Origin of the sequence: Paenarthrobacter sp. OM7 (genome assembly GCF_029873575.1) — a bacterium.
Lineage (GTDB): Bacteria > Actinomycetota > Actinomycetes > Actinomycetales > Micrococcaceae > Arthrobacter.
In genome coordinates this window covers 1305466-1324664 of the sequence record NZ_CP123579.1, presented here as the reverse complement: position 1 = coordinate 1324664, position 19199 = coordinate 1305466, and the positions used below count along the sequence as shown (strand labels likewise).

At 63.2% G+C, this 19199-nt stretch carries 17 protein-coding genes; 9 read left to right on the top strand and 8 right to left on the bottom strand.

The features are described 5' to 3' along the window. Nucleotides 1-424 precede the first annotated feature (424 nt). The 4 genes from QEH68_RS06130 to QEH68_RS06115 all read right to left on the bottom strand — a co-directional run bounded on the left by QEH68_RS06130 (nucleotide 425) and on the right by QEH68_RS06115 (nucleotide 3042). Entirely contained in the window at nucleotides 425-1462 is a 1038-nt protein-coding gene (locus QEH68_RS06130) for a VOC family protein (protein ID WP_280627365.1), read from the bottom strand. Nucleotides 1463-1614: 152 nt separating this feature from the next. Then, complete coding sequence (locus QEH68_RS06125; RefSeq protein ID WP_207596715.1) at nucleotides 1615-1992, bottom strand: hypothetical protein; 378 nt, start codon at nucleotides 1990-1992, stop codon at nucleotides 1615-1617. Beyond that, entirely contained in the window at nucleotides 1989-2393 is a 405-nt protein-coding gene (locus tag QEH68_RS06120) for a J domain-containing protein (RefSeq protein ID WP_207596714.1), read from the bottom strand. The genes QEH68_RS06125 and QEH68_RS06120 overlap by 4 nt, the downstream gene beginning before the upstream one ends. A 226-nt stretch (nucleotides 2394-2619) precedes the next feature. After that, nucleotides 2620-3042, bottom strand: a complete 423-nt coding sequence (locus QEH68_RS06115) for an HSP20 family small heat-shock protein (RefSeq protein WP_207596713.1) — start codon at nucleotides 3040-3042, stop codon at nucleotides 2620-2622. A 140-nt stretch (nucleotides 3043-3182) separates the two neighbouring features. Between QEH68_RS06115 and QEH68_RS06110 the strand changes: the two genes are divergently transcribed. After that, nucleotides 3183-3611 (top strand): MerR family transcriptional regulator, encoded by a 429-nt coding sequence (locus QEH68_RS06110; protein ID WP_280627360.1) that lies wholly within the window; start codon nucleotides 3183-3185, stop codon nucleotides 3609-3611. Between the two features lie 150 nt (nucleotides 3612-3761). On the opposite strand, the gene QEH68_RS06105 is transcribed toward QEH68_RS06110, so the two are convergent. Further along, the gene (locus QEH68_RS06105; RefSeq protein ID WP_280627358.1) at nucleotides 3762-5582 is read right to left on the bottom strand and encodes an FG-GAP-like repeat-containing protein; all 1821 of its coding nucleotides are present in this window, start codon (nucleotides 5580-5582) and stop codon (nucleotides 3762-3764) included. 218 nt (nucleotides 5583-5800) lie between these two features. On the opposite strand from QEH68_RS06105, the gene QEH68_RS06100 reads away from it, so the two are divergent. The 8 genes from QEH68_RS06100 (at nucleotide 5801) to QEH68_RS06065 (ending at nucleotide 14540) form a co-directional block, all read left to right on the top strand. Then, nucleotides 5801-6967, top strand: coding sequence for a glycosyltransferase family 1 protein (locus QEH68_RS06100; RefSeq protein WP_207596710.1), 1167 nt, complete (start codon nucleotides 5801-5803; stop codon nucleotides 6965-6967). Next, the gene (locus QEH68_RS06095) at nucleotides 6964-8412 is read left to right on the top strand and encodes a UDP-glucose/GDP-mannose dehydrogenase family protein (protein ID WP_280627356.1); all 1449 of its coding nucleotides are present in this window, start codon (nucleotides 6964-6966) and stop codon (nucleotides 8410-8412) included. The genes QEH68_RS06100 and QEH68_RS06095 overlap by 4 nt, the downstream gene beginning before the upstream one ends. Nucleotides 8413-8428: 16 nt before the next feature. After that, entirely contained in the window at nucleotides 8429-8734 is a 306-nt protein-coding gene (locus QEH68_RS06090) for a hypothetical protein (protein WP_280627354.1), read from the top strand. Between the two features lie 70 nt (nucleotides 8735-8804). Continuing rightward, nucleotides 8805-9236: a hypothetical protein gene (locus QEH68_RS06085; RefSeq protein ID WP_280627352.1), complete on the top strand. Its 432-nt coding sequence runs from the start codon at nucleotides 8805-8807 to the stop codon at nucleotides 9234-9236. 88 nt (nucleotides 9237-9324) lie between these two features. Next, entirely contained in the window at nucleotides 9325-10074 is a 750-nt protein-coding gene (locus tag QEH68_RS06080) for a tyrosine-protein phosphatase (protein ID WP_280627350.1), read from the top strand. A gap of 205 nt (nucleotides 10075-10279) precedes the next feature. After that, the gene (locus QEH68_RS06075) at nucleotides 10280-10735 is read left to right on the top strand and encodes a hypothetical protein (protein WP_280627348.1); all 456 of its coding nucleotides are present in this window, start codon (nucleotides 10280-10282) and stop codon (nucleotides 10733-10735) included. 27 nt (nucleotides 10736-10762) lie between these two features. Continuing rightward, nucleotides 10763-12958, top strand: a complete 2196-nt coding sequence (locus tag QEH68_RS06070; protein ID WP_280627345.1) for a M48 family metalloprotease — start codon at nucleotides 10763-10765, stop codon at nucleotides 12956-12958. A gap of 310 nt (nucleotides 12959-13268) precedes the next feature. Next, a complete protein-coding gene (locus tag QEH68_RS06065; RefSeq protein ID WP_280627343.1) occupies nucleotides 13269-14540 on the top strand; it encodes an MFS transporter in 1272 nt (423 codons plus the stop codon). On the opposite strand, the gene QEH68_RS06060 is transcribed toward QEH68_RS06065, so the two are convergent. From QEH68_RS06060 to QEH68_RS06050, 3 genes are all read right to left on the bottom strand, one after another. Continuing rightward, the gene (locus QEH68_RS06060) at nucleotides 14537-15790 is read right to left on the bottom strand and encodes an APC family permease (protein WP_280627341.1); all 1254 of its coding nucleotides are present in this window, start codon (nucleotides 15788-15790) and stop codon (nucleotides 14537-14539) included. The two genes, QEH68_RS06065 and QEH68_RS06060, sit on opposite strands and share 4 nt — an antisense overlap. A gap of 69 nt (nucleotides 15791-15859) precedes the next feature. After that, nucleotides 15860-18427, bottom strand: coding sequence for a LuxR family transcriptional regulator (locus QEH68_RS06055; RefSeq protein ID WP_280627339.1), 2568 nt, complete (start codon nucleotides 18425-18427; stop codon nucleotides 15860-15862). Nucleotides 18428-18911: 484 nt separating this feature from the next. Beyond that, on the bottom strand, nucleotides 18912-19115 hold the full coding sequence (locus QEH68_RS06050; protein WP_011773907.1) for a cold-shock protein: 204 nt from the start codon (nucleotides 19113-19115) through the stop codon (nucleotides 18912-18914). Nucleotides 19116-19199: the final 84 nt, after the last annotated feature.

The following is a 19199-nucleotide window of genomic DNA, read 5'->3' as shown; positions in this document are numbered from 1 at the left end:
TGATCTATCGTGCCACGGCAGGCCGCTCCCACCCCGCAGGCGCCCCTGAAATACCGCGAATTCCAGCGCTTTTTCCACGAAGCCGCCGTAAAATGGGAGGTGTTCTCCCGGGGCACGGAGCCCTCACCGACCATCTCAGCTCCGCCCCCACCTGCACAGACTTTGCAAGGCCCGGAAACAATCGAAGCCGGGAACTAGGAGCGGCCAATGGATAGGTGTCACAACTCATAACAGAAAGTCGTACTAGCAGCTGGTGCAGCCGCCTCGGGATTCTCTCCTTAGGCTGCACCAGCCTTCTTTTGGGTCGTGATCTTCCCCGCCTTCCCCGAGGGGCGACGTCTCGGCACTTTGGGGCTCGCTTAGTGCCGAGAGCTGACCCCTCGGCGAGAAGTACGACGGCGGGTGGTTGCTTTACGGCCGAGAGCTAACCCTTCGCGAAGAAGTCCACTCCCGACACGTACTCCATGGCTTTCACGAACTTCGGATCCATCATCCGCTCGTAGGCCTCTTCTTCGGTGGGCTCAGCAACGCGGGAGTGGATCCACCAAAGATTTCCCAAAGGATCCCGGACCCGGCCCACCACGTCTCCCCAGAACATCTCCGTCATATTCGTGACTGCCGTGGCACCAGCGGCGAGGGCAGCAGCGAAGGCGGCATCGCCGTCGTCGACGTAGACCCGCAGGAAAGCAGGAGTAGGAGGCCAGTCGGGCTGGGAATCAAAGGCGAGGATGTTCGAGTCGCCGATCTTGGCTTCAGCGTGCCCGATCGACCCATCCTCCATCGGGACGCGAAACGCTTCCTTGGCGCCGAACGCAGCCGTGATGAAATCGAGGAGTTCCGGAGTGCTGCGCGAGATTATCCAGGGCTCAACGGATCGATATCCGGCCGGGACGGCAGGGACTCCTTCGGTACGTGTCACCGGAGCCATCGCCTTGACCTCATCCGGGACCGGCGCATCCGGCTGACCGGTCATATGCCGTCGGAGGGATTCGACCGCGTACTCCATTCCGGCGGCGTATTCCGGGGCGTCCCAGCGGCTGGCCGCTTCGTCGTCGGAGACGTCCTCCATGTGCGACATGATCCACCAGACGTTGCCCAACGGGTCCTGGATCCGGGCGCCCCGGTCACCCCAGGCGCTGTTGTCGAGGACCGAAACCGCGGTGGCACCCGCGGCGAGGGCGGCGTGGAAGGCGGCGTCGGCGTCGTGCGTGTACAGGCGAAGGTACGACGGCGTTTCGGGCCAGTGCGGCCGGCTATCGAACGCGAGGACTACTGAGTCGCCAATCCGCGCCTCCGCGTGCCCGATGGTGCCATCTTCCCCGACGACGCGGTCGATCTCCTCTGCGCCAAACGCTGCGGTGATGAACTCGAAGAGGGCGTTGGTGTCACGCGTGATGAGCCACGGACTGACGCTGGAGTAGCCGCTGGGAACTGTGCTGATACTCGGGTTTGCCGCGGTCATGACTGTGTCCTCTTCGTCGGGAGTTCAGTACTTTCAGGCTACGACTACTTGAGGTCAGGATGCGTCCGCTTTTGCTCCAAGCGCCGAGGGGCGACATCTCAGCACTTTGAGGGCTCGCTTAGGGCCGAGAGCCAACCCCTCGGGTGAGCCCGCTAGAGCTGGGGCCCGTAGATGAACTCCTTGGCGTGGTTGACGGCCTTCTTGAAAGCGTCGTTGCGGAGTGTCACCTGCTCCCCGCTGGCCCCTGCACTGGGTTCCAGGAACGTGGTGGGGCCCGGTCGGAGCATCCAGATGTCCCCAGCCGGCGGGAGGTAGAACACGCCAAATGAGCGATGTTCGGGGTCGTCGGTCCAGATGGGCACCACAGCAACTGCAGCCCCGGTATCCGGGTTGATCCACTGGGCACGGGGCATCGGCTGTTCGTGGACCTCGGGATCCAGGAATGGAGCCGTTCCCCTCCCCCAGCGTTTCTCGAACCGTTCGTAGAACGCGGGAATGATGTGGCCGTCGTAGGGACGCCAGGCACTCATGAATGGCTCCTTGGTGTTCTGAGGGTTCTGGATGAAGGCTCCCAACGGGTTGGCCCGAAAGACAAGGGCGGCTGGGGACGCCCTGGTTCCTTGCTGGCCGCTGGTTCGTGTCGATGGACTCGCACGTTGACCGGCGTTCCGGGCCTTCCTGCGGGCACACCGCTCCGCCGCGCCTGATCGTAAGCCGCCCGCTTTCCTGGGTCCGACAAAACGACGTACGCCTGCATGATGGCGTGCAGTTCCTGGAGGTCGGCCGCGGAGGTGGTGTCGCCGTCGTCGACCTTTTGGCGTGTATCCGGGTGATGGGTCCGGAGCAGCGTGCGGTAGGCGCGGGCGATCTCACGGGTCGTCGCGTCCGGCGACACGTGCAAAGTGGCGTAGTGGTCAGGTTGATCGCTCACGGTTGGTTCCGGTTTCCTGCAGCAGACTTGGGGATGGCCCCCGGGGTGAACCGGGGGCCATCAATCGGGAGACGACGGGCGGGGACCGCTTTCATGTGCGCTAAAAAACGCTGTGACGTGGCACGAAGCCTGCGCCCAACTATTCCGATGCGGCCGCCTCCGTTGTTCCCGGTCGGCGCCCTGCCGGTTGGCCACCCCCGGGGAAGCCTTCCGGCAGGGCAGAGGATTAGGCGTTGATCTCTTGACGTTGTTCGTTGGACGTGATTTCGATGCGCCGGGGCTTGGCCTTCTCGGCGACGGGGATGCGGAGTGTAAGCACGCCCGCGTCGTAGCTGGCCTTGACGCCTTCGGTGTCCAAGGTGTCGCCCAGGATCAGTTGCCGGCTGAAGACGCCTTGCGGACGTTCGGCGGCGATCATCTCTGAGTTCTCGCCGGCCGGCGACTTCCGTTCTGCCTTGACCGTGAGGACGTTGCGCTCGACGTCGAGGTCGACGGAGTCGGGGCTCACACCGGGCAAATCAAAGGCAACGACAAACTCCTCGCCCTCCTGCCAGGCATCCATGGGCATGCCTGCAGGTCGTGCTGTTGTGCCAAAAACCTGTTGGGCGAGCCTGTCGAATTCGCGGAACGGGTCAGTGCGCATCAGCATTTTGTTCTCACTCCTCTGGTCGTGATGCTGATTTGTTGTTCTCCCAGCCTTCCCTGATCTGTGGTGGCTGGTATAGATTTTTTATAGCACCAGAGACAGAGTGGTGCAAGTAGGTTTTCGAAGATTTTCGGAGGTTCTTGATGGCGGGTTCGGACGGCGCTGCTGCGGAGACGCACGACGGCGGCCCGGCTTCTTCCGGGGCGGACGGCACCTCTGCCGGTGGCCGGGACGCTCGCGGCGTCTACGCGATCTCAGTGGCGGCGGAACTGGTTGGCACGGGGCAGCAAAACATCAGGCAGTACGAGCGCAAAGGGCTGGTCACCCCGGAAAGGACCGACGGCGGCACCCGGCGTTACAGCGAGGACGACCTTGCGACCCTGCGGCGGATCGGCGCACTCCTGGATGAGGGGCTGAACCTGGCCGGAGTGAAGCTGGTGCTCGAGTTGGAGGCGGAGAACCGCGGGCTGACGGAGGACAACCGGGGGCTGGTTGACGACAACCGGGAGCTCCGGGCTGATAATCGGGGGCTGCGGAAGGATCTGAAGCGGGCGCGGGGTGGGGACGCTTGAGTCCGCGAGTGAACAGTGCACTTACCGGGACCCGGACCTGAGCACTCTCCACGGAAGAGAAGAAGTCAAGGAGTACAGGCCAACTGGATGTGGTGAATGGAAGGTGGCATCAAACCATGACGTCGACACGTCCCGTTTTGGCCGCCTGCTTTACAGAATCGCCGTCATCCCGCCCCACCCCGTACCCACGCGGGAAGCCGTGGGCCATGCAGCTCCCCCACTGCCCGCATACAACCACAGCTCACCCGCGGCGTTCCGCGCGAGGATGTCTGCATGTCCATCACCGTCGAAGTCACCTGGACCAAGCAGCGAGTTCATGACGTTCCAGCCCTGCCCAATAGCCCGCTGCGGCAGCCATCCACCGGAGCCGTTGCCTGGGTAAAGCCAGAGCACGCCGGAGGAGTCCCGGGCGGCAACATCGGGCGTGCCGTCGCTGTTGAAGTCGCCGACGCCGGCCATCTCGGACATTCCGTTCCAACCGGTACCCACCTGGATGGCAGACAGCCAACCGCCGGAGCCGTTACCCCGGTACACCCACAGAACGCCTGAGGCGGTACGGGCAGCGATATCCACGAACGTGTCGCCGTTGAAGTCCCCGACGGACTCGATCGCGGTCATGCCAGCCCAGCCCATGCCTACCTGCACACGAGGCAGCCAACTACTCGAGCCATTGCCGGGGTAGAGCCAGAGCAGCCCTCCGCCATCACGGGCAAGGACGTCGGCATTCCCGTCGCCGTTGAAGTCGCCGGGAGTAACCAGAGCCGTCATGATGTTCCAGCCCTGCCCTACTTGAACGCGATTCAGCCACCCGCCCGAGCCATCCCCCGGGTAGAGCCACAGGACGCCGGAAGCTTCCCGAGCCAAAACGTCCGTGAACCCGTCCCCGTTGAAATCATTCTTGACAGGCTGCTCCACGGTCCCGTCGATGATCCGTACAGAAGCAGTGCCGTAGCTGACGACGTACGCCTTGTTGGTGGAGGTGTTGACGGCAGCGGAGACCGGCTCGCTGCCTGTGTAAACGGCGTAGCTGCTGTTGCTCTGGCCATCGATGATGACGGTGCCACCGCCGCTGGTCGGCGCATAGACCTTGTTGCTCGTGGGGTTCACGATGATCTCGCTGACACGCGTGGCGGTGCTGATGGTGGTCACTTCCGTGAAGGTTGCCCCATCAATGATTTTCACAAAGCCGTCCGTTGAAGCACTGTCTGCGGCTACGTATATCTTGTTCGTCCCAGGATTAACCGCGAGGGTACCGACGGTCTGCGAGAATGTGAGGCTCACTCCACTGGTGTCGGTTGCGCCGTTGATTACGGAGAGCCGTGGCCCGAACCTGCTGATCGTCGTGATGTAAAGCTTGTTCGTTGTCTCGTTCATCGCTGCGCCCAAGATGCCGGCGCCGATGACGATCGTTGACGAGAGATTGCCGCTGGCGTTGATGACCTTGATGGTGCCACTGGACTGAACATAGACCTTGTCCGTCACGGAATTCACCAGGATGTCCTGCGCACCTCCGTCGAATGGCACGGAGGTGGTCGTGTTCGTAGCCCCATCAATGATGGTGATGCCGGTCTTCACGGCCACGTAGATCTTGTTGGTCGTTTCGTTCACCGCCACAACGCCTGGCTCAGCCCCCACGGGAACCCACGTCACGGCACCGGAAGCCCCATTTACAACAGCAACCGAGCCGCCGATCTCGCTGACGTAGATCTTGTTCGTCGCCGAGTTCACGGCAACGTCCACGGGCATGTCTCCCGAGTACAGGAGGCCTCCGCCGGACGTTCCGTTGATGACCGAAACGCCTTCGAATGAGGCAACGTACGCCTTGTTCGTCACAGGGTTCACGGCGATGGCACCAGGTTTGTCGCCCACAGGAACGATGTCCGTCACGGCGTCAGCAACAGCCGGCGATCCGGGCGAACCGAAAGCTCCCAACAACACCGCCAAGCCCAAACCGACAGCGACTGACCGCACCGCCGCCCAGCGCCGCCGTCGTACTCCAAGCGCGCGCGAATTATCCCCAGCAGCAAACATGGCAAGACCCCCAGAAGTCATGACGCCCCAGCGCGTCGGTGAAGCAGAGTCTACGCGCGCCCTGAGACAAACTGGAGCCCCACCTGTTAACCAACTCTTCCTCCACAGGCCACCCGTTCGAACCCGCCACGCCAACCGCCGCGACCACCGTGGAAGGCGTGAGGATCGCAATCGTCGCCGAATCATTCCTGCCATTGATGAACGGGGTAACCCACTCCATCCTGCGGGTGTTGGAGCATCTGCAAGAGCGCGGGGATGAGGTGATGGTGATCGCGCCGTCGACGTCGGACACTGATGTTTCGAGCGTCGAGAAGGGTGCGTATGTGCACCGGCTTCCTTCGGTGCCGCTGGCCGGCTACACGAATGTGCGGGTTGCGTTGGGTGGTGTGAATCGGGTCAAGCGAATCCTTGCCGATTTCTCCCCCGATGTTGTTCATCTCGCCTCCCCTTTCGTCCTCGGCTGGCGCGCCGTGCAGGCCGCCCACCAACTCGGCATCCCGACCGTGGCGATCTACCAAACCGAGGTTCCCAGCTACGCCGCCCGCTATGGCGTGCCGTTCCTGGAGAACTGGGCCTGGAACCGCGTGGACAACATCCACCTCCTGGCCACCCGAACCCTTGTGCCCTCCACATTCGCACTGAACCAGTTGCGCGGGCGAGGCATCCTGCGCGTGGACATGTGGCGTCGCGGCGTGGATACCGCGCGCTTCAACCCCGCCAAACGTTCGACGGCGTGGCGCAGCTCAGTAGCGCCGGACGGTCACCGGATCATCGGCTACGTCGGCCGGCTCGCCGTGGAGAAACAGGTTGAGGATCTTGCCGTGCTGGCTGATCTGCCCAACACGAAGCTGGTGATTGTGGGCGATGGTCCGCAGCGTGCGGCGCTGGAAGCTCAGCTGCCGGACGCTGTATTCACGGGTTTCCTCGGCGGGGATGCACTGGCTGAGGCGGTCGCGGGTTTTGACCTCTTTGTTCATCCCGGCGAGTTCGAGACCTTCTGCCAGACCATCCAGGAGGCCATGGCATCGGGCGTTCCAGTGGTCGCTACCGGACGCGGCGGGCCCTTGGACTTGGTCGAAAACTCCCGCACCGGCTGGCTGTACGAGCCCGGAAACCTCACCCAACTCAGGGCATACGTCCAGGACTTGATGGGCGACGACGCCAAACGCCGCGCGTTCGCGACGGCAGCAACCGCCTCGGTCCAGGGGCGGACGTGGCCTGTGCTCAGCGCCGACCTGGTCCGGCACTACACCGAAGTCATCGCCTCCTTCTCCCGCGAAAACGGGCCCACAGAACTCACCTCAAGCAAAGGACCCTCCTCATGAAGATTTCCGTGATCGGCTGCGGCTACCTCGGCGCAGTCCATGCAGCAACGCTCGCTTCGATGGGCCACAGTGTGGTGGGCATCGACGTCGATTCCTCCAAGGTTGAACAGCTCAACAAAGCTGTGGCGCCATTCCATGAACCGGGTTTGGACGAGCTCCTTCAGGACGGGCGCACCACTGGCCGCCTCGTGTTCACCACCGATTTCTCCACCGCAGCCGAGGCCCAGGTGCACTTCCTCTGCGTGGGTACCCCGCAGTCCAAGACTTCTGACACAGCCGATCTCTCCTACTTGATGGGCGCCACGAAGAGCCTCCTGCCGCACCTGGCAAAGGGCGCCGCCGTCGTGGGTAAATCGACGGTGCCGGTAGGCACGGTGGAAACGCTCCGCACGATACTGGCCCGACGCTCCGATGTGCTGCTCGGCTGGAACCCCGAGTTCCTGCGCCAGGGCACTGCGGTCAAGGATTCGTTGGTTCCCGATCGTCTGGTTTACGGCGTCCCGGGCGGCAAGGGTGCCGCTGCCGGCGCACCGGTCACCGCCGTGCTGGATGCCGTGTACGAACCGCTGATCAGCGCCGGTATTCCGCGGCTCGTCTGCAATTTCGCGACGGCGGAACTGATCAAGTCGGCGTCGAATGCGTTCCTGGCCACCAAGGTCAGTTTCATCAACGCGATGGCCGAGCTGTGCGACGCGTCGGGCGCTGACGTGAGCGAGCTCAGCGAGGCGATGGGCCTGGACCCGCGCATCGGCAACCGTTACCTGCACGCCGGGCTCGGGTTCGGTGGCGGCTGCCTGCCCAAGGACATCCGGTCGTTCCGCGCGCAGGCCCGCGAACTGTCGGTGCCGTCCGTGGACAAGTGGATGGCCCTGGTTGATTCGGTGAATCTGGACCAGCGTTCCCGTGCCGTGGACGTGGCCCGCGAGATGTGCCGCGGCTTCCTCTCTGGCCGCACGGTGACCATCCTGGGCGCAGCGTTCAAGCCCGACACCGACGACATCCGCGACTCCCCTGCCCTGGACGTCGCCCAACAACTCGCTGCCGCGGGCGCCCACGTCACCGTCACGGACCCCAAAGCCATCAACAACGCCTGGATCCGCTACCCGCAAATCCGCTTCGAGGCCGACACAAAACGCGCCCTCGAAGGCGCCGAACTGGTCCTGCTGCTGACGGAGTGGGACGAATACGTCTCGCTGTCGCCTTCCGTTGTGGGAGGCCTAGTACGACGGCGGATGGTGCTGGACGCTCGAAACGTCCTGGACGCTGAGGCCTGGCGGAGTGCCGGGTGGACGGTCCGCGGCTTGGGGACGGGGGGGGTCGGTTACTGCCGGGGAGCGGGGCGAGGGTGCCGCTGCGACACGTGTCGGCGGGAAGAAGCACGCGCGGGCGTAGGGCCCGAAGGTCTGGTGTGCCTCCTGTCATCTGCGAAGCACGCTAAGTCATAGATAACTTTCCCTCCCCTTGCCGTTCCGCCGAATGTTATGGTCACGGGACGCGCCATCGCATCGGCGCATCTACAAGGGGGCAATAAGTGAAAAACGGTTCTATTCGCACGGCCCAAAACCGGCATACAGCAGGCAAGTCTTTCTGGACTCAACGCAGGAAGACATTGGGGCTGGTGGCGATCACGTCGATGCTGGCTATGACCACAGCCTGCGGTCAGGGGGCGACAACAAGCGCCAGCTCGGTGAACAGCACAACGTCAACACCTTCTGCGACACCATCGCCAACACCCAGCAAGGTCGCTGGGACGGCCTGCAAAAGTGAGAAAGCGACTCAAACTTCTTCCGGCGAGACGTACGTCTGCGCGGTTGACCGTGCCGGCACATTAACGTGGTTGGACTCAGCGACCGCCAAGAAACTGTCCGATGATCGAGCTGCTGAGGCGGCTACCAAAGCTGCCGCTGAGAAGGCGGCAGCGGACAAAGCCGCTGCGGATAAGGCAGCTGCTGACAAAGCTGCAGCTGACCAGGCAGCGGCAGCTCAAGCTGCGGCCGCAAAGGCAGCAGCCGAGAAGGCAGCAGCGGACAGAGCGGCCGCTGACGCCGCGGCTGCCAAGCTGGTTCCCAAAGCTGCTGTCCCGGCGGCGCCGCAGGCACAAAGTAACTGCGATCCGAACTACTCTGGTTGCGTTCCTGTTGCATCCGACGTCGATTGCGCTGGCGGCAAAGGCAACGGCCCGGCATATGTACGAGGCCCTGTGACTGTCACCGGTTCTGACATCTACGGTCTCGATAGCGACGGAGACGGAGTCGGCTGCGAGAAGTAGTCATCGTGCGGGTGACCGTGGCCGAGAGGCTGCGGTCACCCCCATGTTGCACGCACGGGCGTAGGGCCCGCTTTGCTTTACTTGGGGCATGGAAGAGTCTGGCAGGAAGGACCGCGCGCTCCGGGTTGATGGTCTGGTCAACGCCCGGGATCTTGGCGGTCTGGAACGTGCAGACGGAACCCTGACGCCGCACGGGGTGTTTTTCCGGAGCGACAACGTGGACCGGATAAGCCCCGATGGCTGGCAGCAAGTCCACGAGGCGGGCATCCGAACCGTCGTCGATCTTCGGCAACCTGGGGAACGTAAAAAGGACACCCGGACACGCCCACCCTGGCTCACCACGATCAACGTGGATCTCGACGGCCTTGAGAACACCGAGTTCTGGGCTGACTACTGGGACAACGGTTTGGTGGGAACGGCGCTGTATTTCCTGCCGCACCTCAATGAAATGCCCGAACGAGCCGGGGCGGCTATCTCAGCCATACTCAACGCGGCGCCGGGCGGCGTCCTTTTTCACTGCATGGGTGGCAGGGACAGGACCGGAATTATTGCCATGATTCTGCTGTCGGCCGTGAACGCCGGCACCGAGGAAATCGTAGATGACTACCTCGAAACCGTAAGACTCGGCGACGTCCGCGCTGCCAGCAGCAACAGAAACAATGCCGAATCCCTACTCAACGAACTCTGCGAGCGCCACGGGACCACCACCGAAGGAGCCTTCAGGACGGCTTTGGCCGGGTTGGACCTTCACGAGTTCATCGAGGCCGCCGACCTCCCCGAGCGCAACCGCACCGCACTAGCCACTTGGCGCGGCACCATTCTTCCGCTCGGTTGCTAGTCGCCGGGCCAGTTGACGCCAGATCAGCGGCTCCGTTCCGCGGATCGAAAAGCGAAGCTCGACGGCCCGGGCCAATGGTCTTGTGGTCCCCCATCGTCAGGCGGACAATGTGTCCCACGGCAGACCTCCGAGTCTGTTCGATTCTCACCAAGGGGGCACCATGGGAGAGCTTGGCACGGACATCCCAATGGGCGAGACACGTGATGTGAGCACTGAACTGGCCCGACTGATGATCGAGCGGGCCGCCCCGGATGAACTGCTCACCTTCGACGAAGTCGCCGACGAGTATTACGCGGATCCCGAATCCACTCTGAACCCGGCCAGGAATGATGAGGCCGTTGGTTTCGGCCTGGAGCTGGCCTTGCTGGCACCTTTTGCCCTCGCCGTGGCCCAGTTCATCATCGGTTTCCTCGGTGACTTGCTCCGCGACGTGGCCAAGGACGCGGTGAAGGACGCCGCCAAACCCGCAGTGACGGGAGCCGTTCGCAGGGTGTTGCGGCTGGGCTCCCCACAGGATTCCAGCAGTGCAGCGATCGAACTCACCGCGGAACAGCGCGACCGCGTCTTCGCCGCCGCAAAAGAGCAGTCCAAACGGCTTGGCCTCGACGAAACCAAGGCAGATCTGCTGGGAAACGCAATCCTCGGGGTCCTCAGCAGGTAGCTCTCCAACCCTTAGAAGGCGGTCAGCATGGACCAGAAGCCGTTGGCGCCAGCAGTTGATCGTCGCCGGGTTAACGTACTCGCCCTCCCCGCACCCACCACTGGCCTGTATGTTCTCTTCATTGCTGCGCTTCTGGCGGTCGGCTTGTTTGTGGGCTCATGGATGCACAACGTGGTCCTTGGCAGGGAATGGGTCCAGGAGTTGGGTAAGTGTTTGGCCCTGGATTTCGCCCAGCAACAGCAATGCACGGCGCCGCTGGAGATCAGGCGGGGTCTGTGGTCTCTGGCCGGAGCGGGGGTCATGGCAGTGTTTGCCGTGGCCGTCATGTTTGTTGTTCCACTAGTGATTCGACGGCGGCGCGCCCTGCAGGTGCCCGCGCCAAAGCACAGCGCGGTGGTGGAACGTTTCGGCCAATTGGCGTCCGAGGCCGGCCTGCGTCGTGTACCGAAGCTATTCATCGGTCCGGCACGAATGGGAGATGCTTTCTCCTTCGGCAGGCCCGGCTCAACGGCGGTTGCCCTGCCGCCAAAAATTGTCGGTCTGCTTGTACGGCCCGGACCGGCCGACGGCGTCGTTCTCCATGAGTTCGCGCATATCCGTCACCGCGACGTTGAATTGGCGTGGCTGGCTCGGAGCTCGTGGTACGTGACCCTGGTGGTGCTTCTCGTTCCCGTCGCCGGCGCCATATGGGAAGGGCCTTCGCTGCTTCCGTACTACCTCTGGCGTGCGGTCCTTCTGGCTGTAGTGGTGGAGATTGTGACAGCTGCGCTGCTCAGGTCACGTGAGCATGATGCCGACCTGCGGGCCGCGCAGGGCTCATACGGGAAGGTCAGCGCCAGTTTGGGACTCCTCGGACCCCGCACCCCCGCCACGTGGATACGGCGCCTGCGCATGCGCCACCCGACACGCGAAGCGAGGTTTGCTGTCCTCAATGCTCCGAGTAAAGCCGCCACCAGCGACTTCCTCCGCTCGCTGAGCGCCGGTGCCCTCGCCGGGACTCTCGGTCCCTTGGTGGTGGGAACCGCCACCGCGCTGCTGATGGGATCCGGCGTCGTATTGGGTGGCATCTGGGCTTCAGCGGTGGTGACGGGATCGCTCCTCGGTTTTACCGTCGGGCTTGATCTTTGGCGATCACGGTTCGCGGTTGCGTTAGCGGGGGCCTATCCGGCGGTATCCCCTCATTCGGCCCGGAGTGCGGGGGTTCCACTGTCGGGGCACGGGTTGCCGGGTGTCTTCAGGGTTGCCGTCGGTGTTGCCGTGGGCCTGGCGCTGGGGCAAGTCCTGTCGTTCGCGGGAATAGGGCAGGACGTTTCAGCACCGGTGGATCCCATGACGTTGATCGCTCCCATCATCGCCGGGCTCGGAACAGTGTTCATCTGCGCGGGTTTCGCCAGTATAGGTCTCCCCCTGGCAGTCCTGGCCAGGCGTCCCCGGCATTTCTGGCTGCCTGTGGCATTGCTCAGCACCGCAACTTTTGTGGTCACCACCTGGATGGCCGACAGCTTGGACCTTGCCCTCACAAACTTCGGATGGGTGGGCGCCGCATTGTGGATCCAGTACGGCTACGACGAGTGGCCGGGAATCGGCGTTGCCTTGGTGCTGGGCATCACAGCCACCATCGCGGCTTGTTATGGACAGTTCTTCCGTGGACGTGAAGCCCGTGGCTGGATGTACTTTAACGACAACAACGACGACGGCGGCCTTGACTCCCAGCGTCGTCCTCACCTTAAGGCTCCCGGCAGTTCGTTCTGGTTGCCCTTGGTCCTGGGCTTGGTGGCAGGCATCGCAGGGAGCATTTTCCTCGTGTCGCAGCTCTTGCTGATCAGTCCCATCAGGACCGCGGAAGCCGCCTCCCACGCCGACTTCCTCTGGGTAAGCACAACGGTGCTGTGCTGGGCTTCAGTGTCAGCCGTGCTCTGCCTGGTAAATCCCGCTACTGGTCCTGCCACTACGTTCATCGCGGGACCTCTGACGCTGGCGCTCTGTGCCATGGGTGTTGCTGTCTTTTGGTTGGCCAGCACGGATTCAGTGCCGTGGGACGTGCTGCTGAGCATCTGGGCGCCGGCCATGGCGCGGGGGTTCGCCATCTCCCTCATTGTCGTCAGCGTCACCGTCACTCTTCGCCTCGCGGTGCAGGCGGTGATCGGCTTCGCAAACCGTGTGAGCCGGGCGACGCGGGTGAGTCGGGCATCTAAGCCAAGCGGCCGGGCGGCCACCACCTAGGCGCTCCCCGCCACCACCTATTTCTTCCGCACCAACACCTAATTTCTCCACTGACGGCACCTAGTTGCCCGGATTTGCCACCTAGTGCCGGGAAACGGGCCATAGTCTCCTCTTGTGCCTCCGAAGCGGGAGTCCCGGTGTCCGGCGGGAGCCCCACCCGCTTTGGCGTAGGAGGCACTACGGCACGGCTCCACCCGTCTACCCCCAGGTGGAGTCGTGCCCTAGCCAGAGACGCCGCGAGTCGTCACAGGAGTAAACGAGAACGATTATTGATAATCTCGAACGTGCCTGCCGCCAAGGAAAGCCGTTCATGAAACCCGCCACCAGCTCCACCCAGACACCCCTCCAGACTGTGGAACGGCCAGCCAGGCCCAACCCGAAGCTCCTGCTCTCCAGCCAGCTGATTTTCAACATCGGGTTCTACTCTGTGGTGCCGTTCATTGCCCTCACCATGGCCAACGACTTCGCCATGAGTGCGGTGGCCATCGGCGTCGTCCTGGGAGCACGGACCTTCGCACAGCAAGGGATGTTCCTGGTGGGCGGTGCCATCTCCGATCGCTGGGGCGCCCGCTACACCATGGTCGCCGGGTGCATAGTCCGGGTCAGTGGCTATTTGCTGTTGGCGGCGGCCGACAATTTCAGTCTCTTCCTCGCGGGTGCGATCGTCACCGGCGTCGGTGGCGCGTTGTTCTCGCCCGCGCTCGAAAGCCTGGTCGCCGCAGCCGAGGAACGACGCGAACCGTCCGGGAAACACCGGCCAACCCTCTTCGCTTCGCTGGTCATCGTCGGCGAATTCGGCGCCGTGGCTGGCCCACTGCTCGGCAGCCTGCTCCTGGGTTTCGGCTTCGAAGTCTCCCTCTACGTCGCCTCGGCCATCTTCGCGGTCATGGCTTTCGTCTTCTGGCGCTTCCTGCCACGCGCCGACCACAGCGGACAGCCAACTGACGCAGCAGTCCCCAAACACCAGCTCCTGGCCTGCCTGCGCGACAAGCGCTTCGTGGCGTTCGCCTGCTTCTTCAGTGTCAGCCTGCTGGCGCACAATCAGTTGTACTTCGGCCTCCCGGTGGAGCTGCGACGCAACGGTCTAGACGCCGGCACGCTCGGCTTGGTTTTCGCGTACGCCTCGTTGTTGACAGTCACACTGCAGTGGCCCGTCGCCAAGCTCATGCGCCGATTCGGCGAGCGCAACGCCCTGACTTTAGGCCTCAGTCTGAAAGCCGCAGGATTCACCGCCGTCGCAATCCTTGCTACTCAGCCACCCATCGCCTCGCTGCCGGTTCTGCCGGCACTGGCACTCGTCACAGGCCTGTGCCTGGGGAACATGTGCGCGACTCCCACGGCGATGCGGCTCGTCCTCGACTTCGCGGGCGGCCGCCCCACCGGCGCCTACTACGGACTCCTCGCCAGTTGCGGAGGTGCCATGGTGCTGATCGGCAACACGGCCATGGCACCGTTATACGAGTTTGCTGACCAAACGTCGACGGCGGCCGCCTCGCCGTGGCTGTTCACTGGCGTTATCGCTGTGGTCTCGGCTGTTGCAATCCGCCGATTCTTGCCGGTTCCCGCCCGCTCAGCCGCCTAGCGGCTGACCCGCAGACGGATCACCCTGTAAGAGATACCAACAACGAACATCAGCACACCCAGCCCGGCGGACAACGGCGGCAGCGTCGCGACAAGAACAACGCACGCAACCGCACCGGCCACCTGCAGGAACTTCGGGTAGCGACGATCCTCGCCTGGCTGGGTGAAGGCAGCGACGTTCGCCACCAGGTAATAGAGCAGCACACCGAATGACGAGAAGCCGATGGCCCCGCGAAGATCGGCCACGGCAATGATCAGGCAGATCACCACGGCAAGAGTTACCTCGGCCCTATGGGGCACCTTGTATTTCGGGTGCACGGCAGAGAGCCAGTTCGGCAGGTCGTGTTCGCGGGCCATCGCCAGGCTCGTGCGGCCGAGTCCGGCAACCAGTGCCAACAGGGCACCCAGCGAGGCAACGGCGGCCCCAATACGAACAACAGGCGAGGCCCACGCCAAGGTTCCTGCGTCCACTGCATCAGCCAGCGGTGTGGGGGTAGCCGCCACACCTTCCGGGCCGAGTGCCGCGAGCAGTGTCACCGCAATAACGGCGTAGATGAGAATCGTGATGCCTAAGGCGATGCCGATCGCTCTGGGAATAGTGCGCTTGGGCTCACGGACTTCCTCGCCCATGGTCGCGATCCTCGCATACCCGGCGAATGCGAAGAACAGCAGCCCTGCGGATTGCAGGATCCCGTACCAGCCCTCCGCCAGCAGCCTCTCCCCCGCAAAGTCACCAAAGTCGGGCCCTGACCCACCCCACACTGCGGTGACAGCAATGGCCAGTGCCGCCAGCACCACGATCACCAAGACACGGGTCAGCCCAGCTGTCCGGGACACCCCGTGATAGTTCACCGCTGTCAGAAGTACGACGGCGGCAATCGCCACCGGGCGTTCCCACCCCTGCGGTGCGGCATAGGCCGCGAACGTCATTGCCATGGCAGCCGCGCTGGCAGTCTTGCCAATGATGAAACCCCAGCCGGCAAGGAACCCGGCCCACGGTCCCAGGCGTTCCCGTCCATAGACGTAGGTACCGCCGGAGGTCGGGTATCTGGCAGCGAGTTGGGCAGACGACGTGGCATTGCAGAAGGCTACGAATGCAGCCACTACCAAGCCGATCAGCAGTCCGGATCCCGCGGCGGCAGCGGCCGGGGTGAAAGCTGCGAACACCCCAGCGCCGATCATGGAACCCAAGCCGATAAGCGAAGCATCGAACGTGCCGAGTCGGCGGGCCAAAGCCGGGGAGTTGTTCACTGACACCCTTCACGCTGAGGGGCCGGGCTCAGGGCGTGGCGTCGGAGACCGGCGTTGGGAGAATTGGTTTCAGCTTATCCCGGCTCCTCGCGGTGGAAGTGAATTCCCGACGAGCATGAAGAGTCCGTTGCGGGACGTTGCGCCTGTCTTGCGCAGCGCATTGGAGATGTGGTTTTCCACTGTCCTGGCACTGATGCCCAAGTGCTCGGCAATCTCCACGTTGGTGCGATGGCCTGCCAGCACGGCAACCTCGATCTCACGTTCAGTCAGTGGCGTGGTCCTGAACGAGTTGAAGGAGAGTTGCTCGTTGGCTGACGGGAACCGGACCGCGAACATGGACGAGGCCTGGGCCATGGCGTCGGCTGCGGCAGTATCCCCCTCGATGACGTGCCTCTTGAGTGCACCCCGGAGAAGCATCCCCACCTGGTAGGTGTCGATGTCCGGTTCGTAGTGCTTCAGCAGCAGACCAAGGAGCTGGTGGTCCCCTTCAACCACGGCGGTAGCAATGCCGATGAGTTGATCGTGAACCGTGACGCCACTGTCCCGCAGGATCTTCTGCAGCAGGTCCAGAACCGGACGTCCCGGGTTCAGACACGTGCAGAGGAGCGCCGTCATCATGGCTTCCAGCACGTAGCCGCTCTTCAGCTGGCGCCTGACGAGCTTGGCGGCTTTGCGGTCGAACGTCGAGGGTTGTGCGCTGTCGTGGGCAATCAGTTCGTAGGCTCCCTTTCCAATGCCCGGCAAAGGGCCGACGTCGGGTACTTCTGTCCGCGCCTGCGCGGCAATCGAGAGGGCCGGTGGTGTGGCGGTGGTTGCGTGGCGGAGCCCCGCCAGGCGCAGCATCGCGTCGTAGAGGGCGTCCACCACGAAGCCTGGCCGGCCCATGGCGAAGACACTGCTCATGAGGTACTCCGCTTCCTCAAAGTGCCCGCGATACAGCAGCCCGTGGGCAGCGACGTAGCTGCTGGTGACCACCCCGAACTGGTCCAGGTTCTTGCGTGCTTCGGCCCGCCAGTCCAGGGCGAAGACGAGGGACTCCTCGGTCCGGCCGGCGGCGAACAGCGCGAACCCGCGGATGAACGGACGAAGGTGGGAGAAGGTGTCGTCATCGTTCTGGCCGTCGACGGCGTCGTAGGCCGCCGCTGGCCTGAAGCGGTAGAGCTCCAACAGCCCGTGGACCAAGCTGCCCATCCCTGACGGCTTGCTTTCGAGCACGCTTGTGGGTGTGTCCACAGGGACCCTTCCGTGGGAGGCACTCAGGAAGGTGATCGCGTGGGCGGCTTCCGCGGCATGGTCCGGGTTGTCGTCTGCGAACTTTTGGAGGATGTCGACGGCGGCACCTGGGCCTTGCCCGGTGTGGACCGCGAGCATTGCGCGGGTAATGGTGACAAACAGGACGTCCTTGGGGTCGGCCTCGGACGTTGTTGTTTCACTGCAGACGCGGGCTGCCCGCTGGACATCGACGGGAGCACCCCAGTAGATCCGAAGCAGGGCCGCAGCGTTGGCGGCGGACTTGTTGGCTTCCCATCGCTCGAAACGGATACGTTCACGATCGGAACTGTGGTCGTGGAAGTGGCGGGCGGTGACGGCGTCGCCGTCGCCCTTTTCCAGACGCAGCGTAGCCAAAACCCGGACGAGGCAGTCTGCCGTTGTTTGGTTTTCCTGTTCCGCGCGCGGCGCGGCCTCCAGAACGCCGGCGATCTTTCGTCGCAGCAGTTTCCGGTCCCTAAGGTTCTTGTTGCCGCGGAAGTAGTCAGCGATGACGGGTGGGCTGATGGCGGCGATGGAGCCGTTGTGGTGATCGTCCATGACGGAGAGGAATCCCCTGCGTTCGAGACCTTCCAGGGCGTCGGGCTCGATGACCTTCTGCAGGACGTCCACACGAGCGGTGCCGAGGATTGCCATGGTGTGCAGCGCTGTGAACTCATCGGCGCTGAGCTCTGCCAGGAGCGACTCAAGTGTCCCCCGCAGGTGCTCGTTCCAGAGGGTGTTGGTGGTCATGCCCCACTGCTTGTCCTTCATGACCAAGAGGTTGCTCAGGGAAGCGGTCTCGGCAATCCGCACGATGAGGCGCGGGTTGCCGGCGGACTTGGTGAGGATCCGGGCTGTGGTGTCTGCGTCCGCTGGGGCACCGAGGACTTGTGCGATCAGCATGTGAACCTGCTCGTAGTGGAGCGGGTCCAGCTGCAGGTGTGCCTCGCGGCCGTTGTTGAGGATGGCCAGCTGGCCTTTGGAGAATGCCCAGGTTTCGGGGGCCGTGGCAACCATAGGACAAGTGGATCGGCGCCGAACCGCCTCCAGGACCGCCAGTGATTCGCTGTCAACGAGGTGAAGGTCGTCGACGACAAGCAGGTGCTTCCCGTTGGTGGCAAGTTGGCTGGTTAGCACGTCCGCGATGTCGAAGACACCGCTGCGGCCGGGCCGCAAGTCCAGCCCGAGTCCTTTGATGGCCGCGAAGGGAAGGATGCGGTGCGTGCGCAGTCCGGTGATGAAGTGAACGGCTACTCCGGTCTTTTCCAGATTGCTCATCACACTGCGGACCACGGACGTTTTGCCGCTCCCCGGAGCACCGACGACCCGCACTCCGATTCCGCGTGCGACAAAGTCGAGGATTCGCTGAACCTCAGAATCGAACACTCGACCCAACCTTCTGTTTCTGTGGATGCCCGACATGCGGCTCACTTCGCAGGCTAGATCGAGAAAACGGGACTAGGTGGCAAAAAGGCCTTGCACAGGCCAATTTGGGTCCATCTAGGTGGTGATTTGGGCAAATCTAGGTGGTGGCGGGACTCGTCTAGGTGGTGGGGCTGTTCGGAAATCAGGTGATCCATGGGATGCTCCCTCAGCTCTGTGGGTGGATTACCTCCCACGCTACGGAGGGCTGAGCGAGAGTTACATGGGTGTAATTCGCTATGTGGATATGTGTTCGAATCGAGATTTACTAGATTAGTAAGTATGTTCCCTTCGGACGCGCAAGCGAGTCTCAGCCTGTTTTAGCATGGGCTTGCTACACCCCCCGTGGGACGCACCCGGCGCTGCTGCAAGGCCGGGATCACCTGCATGAGGGCAAACAAAAGCAGGGCCGGTCAATGACCGGCCCTGCTTCTTTGTTGTCCGAAGACTAGATAGCCTGGATGTTTACTGCCTGGGGACCCTTGGGGCCCTGCTCGACGTCGAAGGAAACCTTCTGGTTCTCTTCGAGGGAGCGGTAGCCCGAGGAGTTGATCGCAGAGTAGTGAGCGAAAACGTCCTGGCTGCCATCTTCAGGAGAGATGAAGCCGAAGCCCTTTTCGGAGTTGAACCATTTTACGGTACCTGTAGCCATTTTTTTCAGTCCTTACTGAAGGTGGAGATGCTCCCGACTTTCGGGTCTCCGGTGTGGGGTGTTCTCCACCGTTACTTCAGAAGG

Excerpts from the sequence above, each read along its gene's own strand:
- QEH68_RS06065 (WP_280627343.1), top strand. The coding sequence starts at position 13,269 with ATGAAACCCGCCACCAGCTCCACCCAGACACCCCTCCAGACTGTGGAA.
- QEH68_RS06110 (WP_280627360.1), top strand. The coding sequence starts at position 3,183 with ATGGCGGGTTCGGACGGCGCTGCTGCGGAGACGCACGACGGCGGCCCG.
- QEH68_RS06070 (WP_280627345.1), top strand. The coding sequence starts at position 10,763 with ATGGACCAGAAGCCGTTGGCGCCAGCAGTTGATCGTCGCCGGGTTAAC.
- QEH68_RS06095 (WP_280627356.1), top strand. The coding sequence starts at position 6,964 with ATGAAGATTTCCGTGATCGGCTGCGGCTACCTCGGCGCAGTCCATGCA.
- QEH68_RS06130 (WP_280627365.1), bottom strand. The coding sequence starts at position 1,462 with ATGACCGCGGCAAACCCGAGTATCAGCACAGTTCCCAGCGGCTACTCC.
- QEH68_RS06125 (WP_207596715.1), bottom strand. The coding sequence starts at position 1,992 with ATGAGTGCCTGGCGTCCCTACGACGGCCACATCATTCCCGCGTTCTAC.
- QEH68_RS06050 (WP_011773907.1), bottom strand. The coding sequence starts at position 19,115 with ATGGCTACAGGTACCGTAAAATGGTTCAACTCCGAAAAGGGCTTCGGC.
- QEH68_RS06080 (WP_280627350.1), top strand. The coding sequence starts at position 9,325 with ATGGAAGAGTCTGGCAGGAAGGACCGCGCGCTCCGGGTTGATGGTCTG.
- QEH68_RS06115 (WP_207596713.1), bottom strand. The coding sequence starts at position 3,042 with ATGCTGATGCGCACTGACCCGTTCCGCGAATTCGACAGGCTCGCCCAA.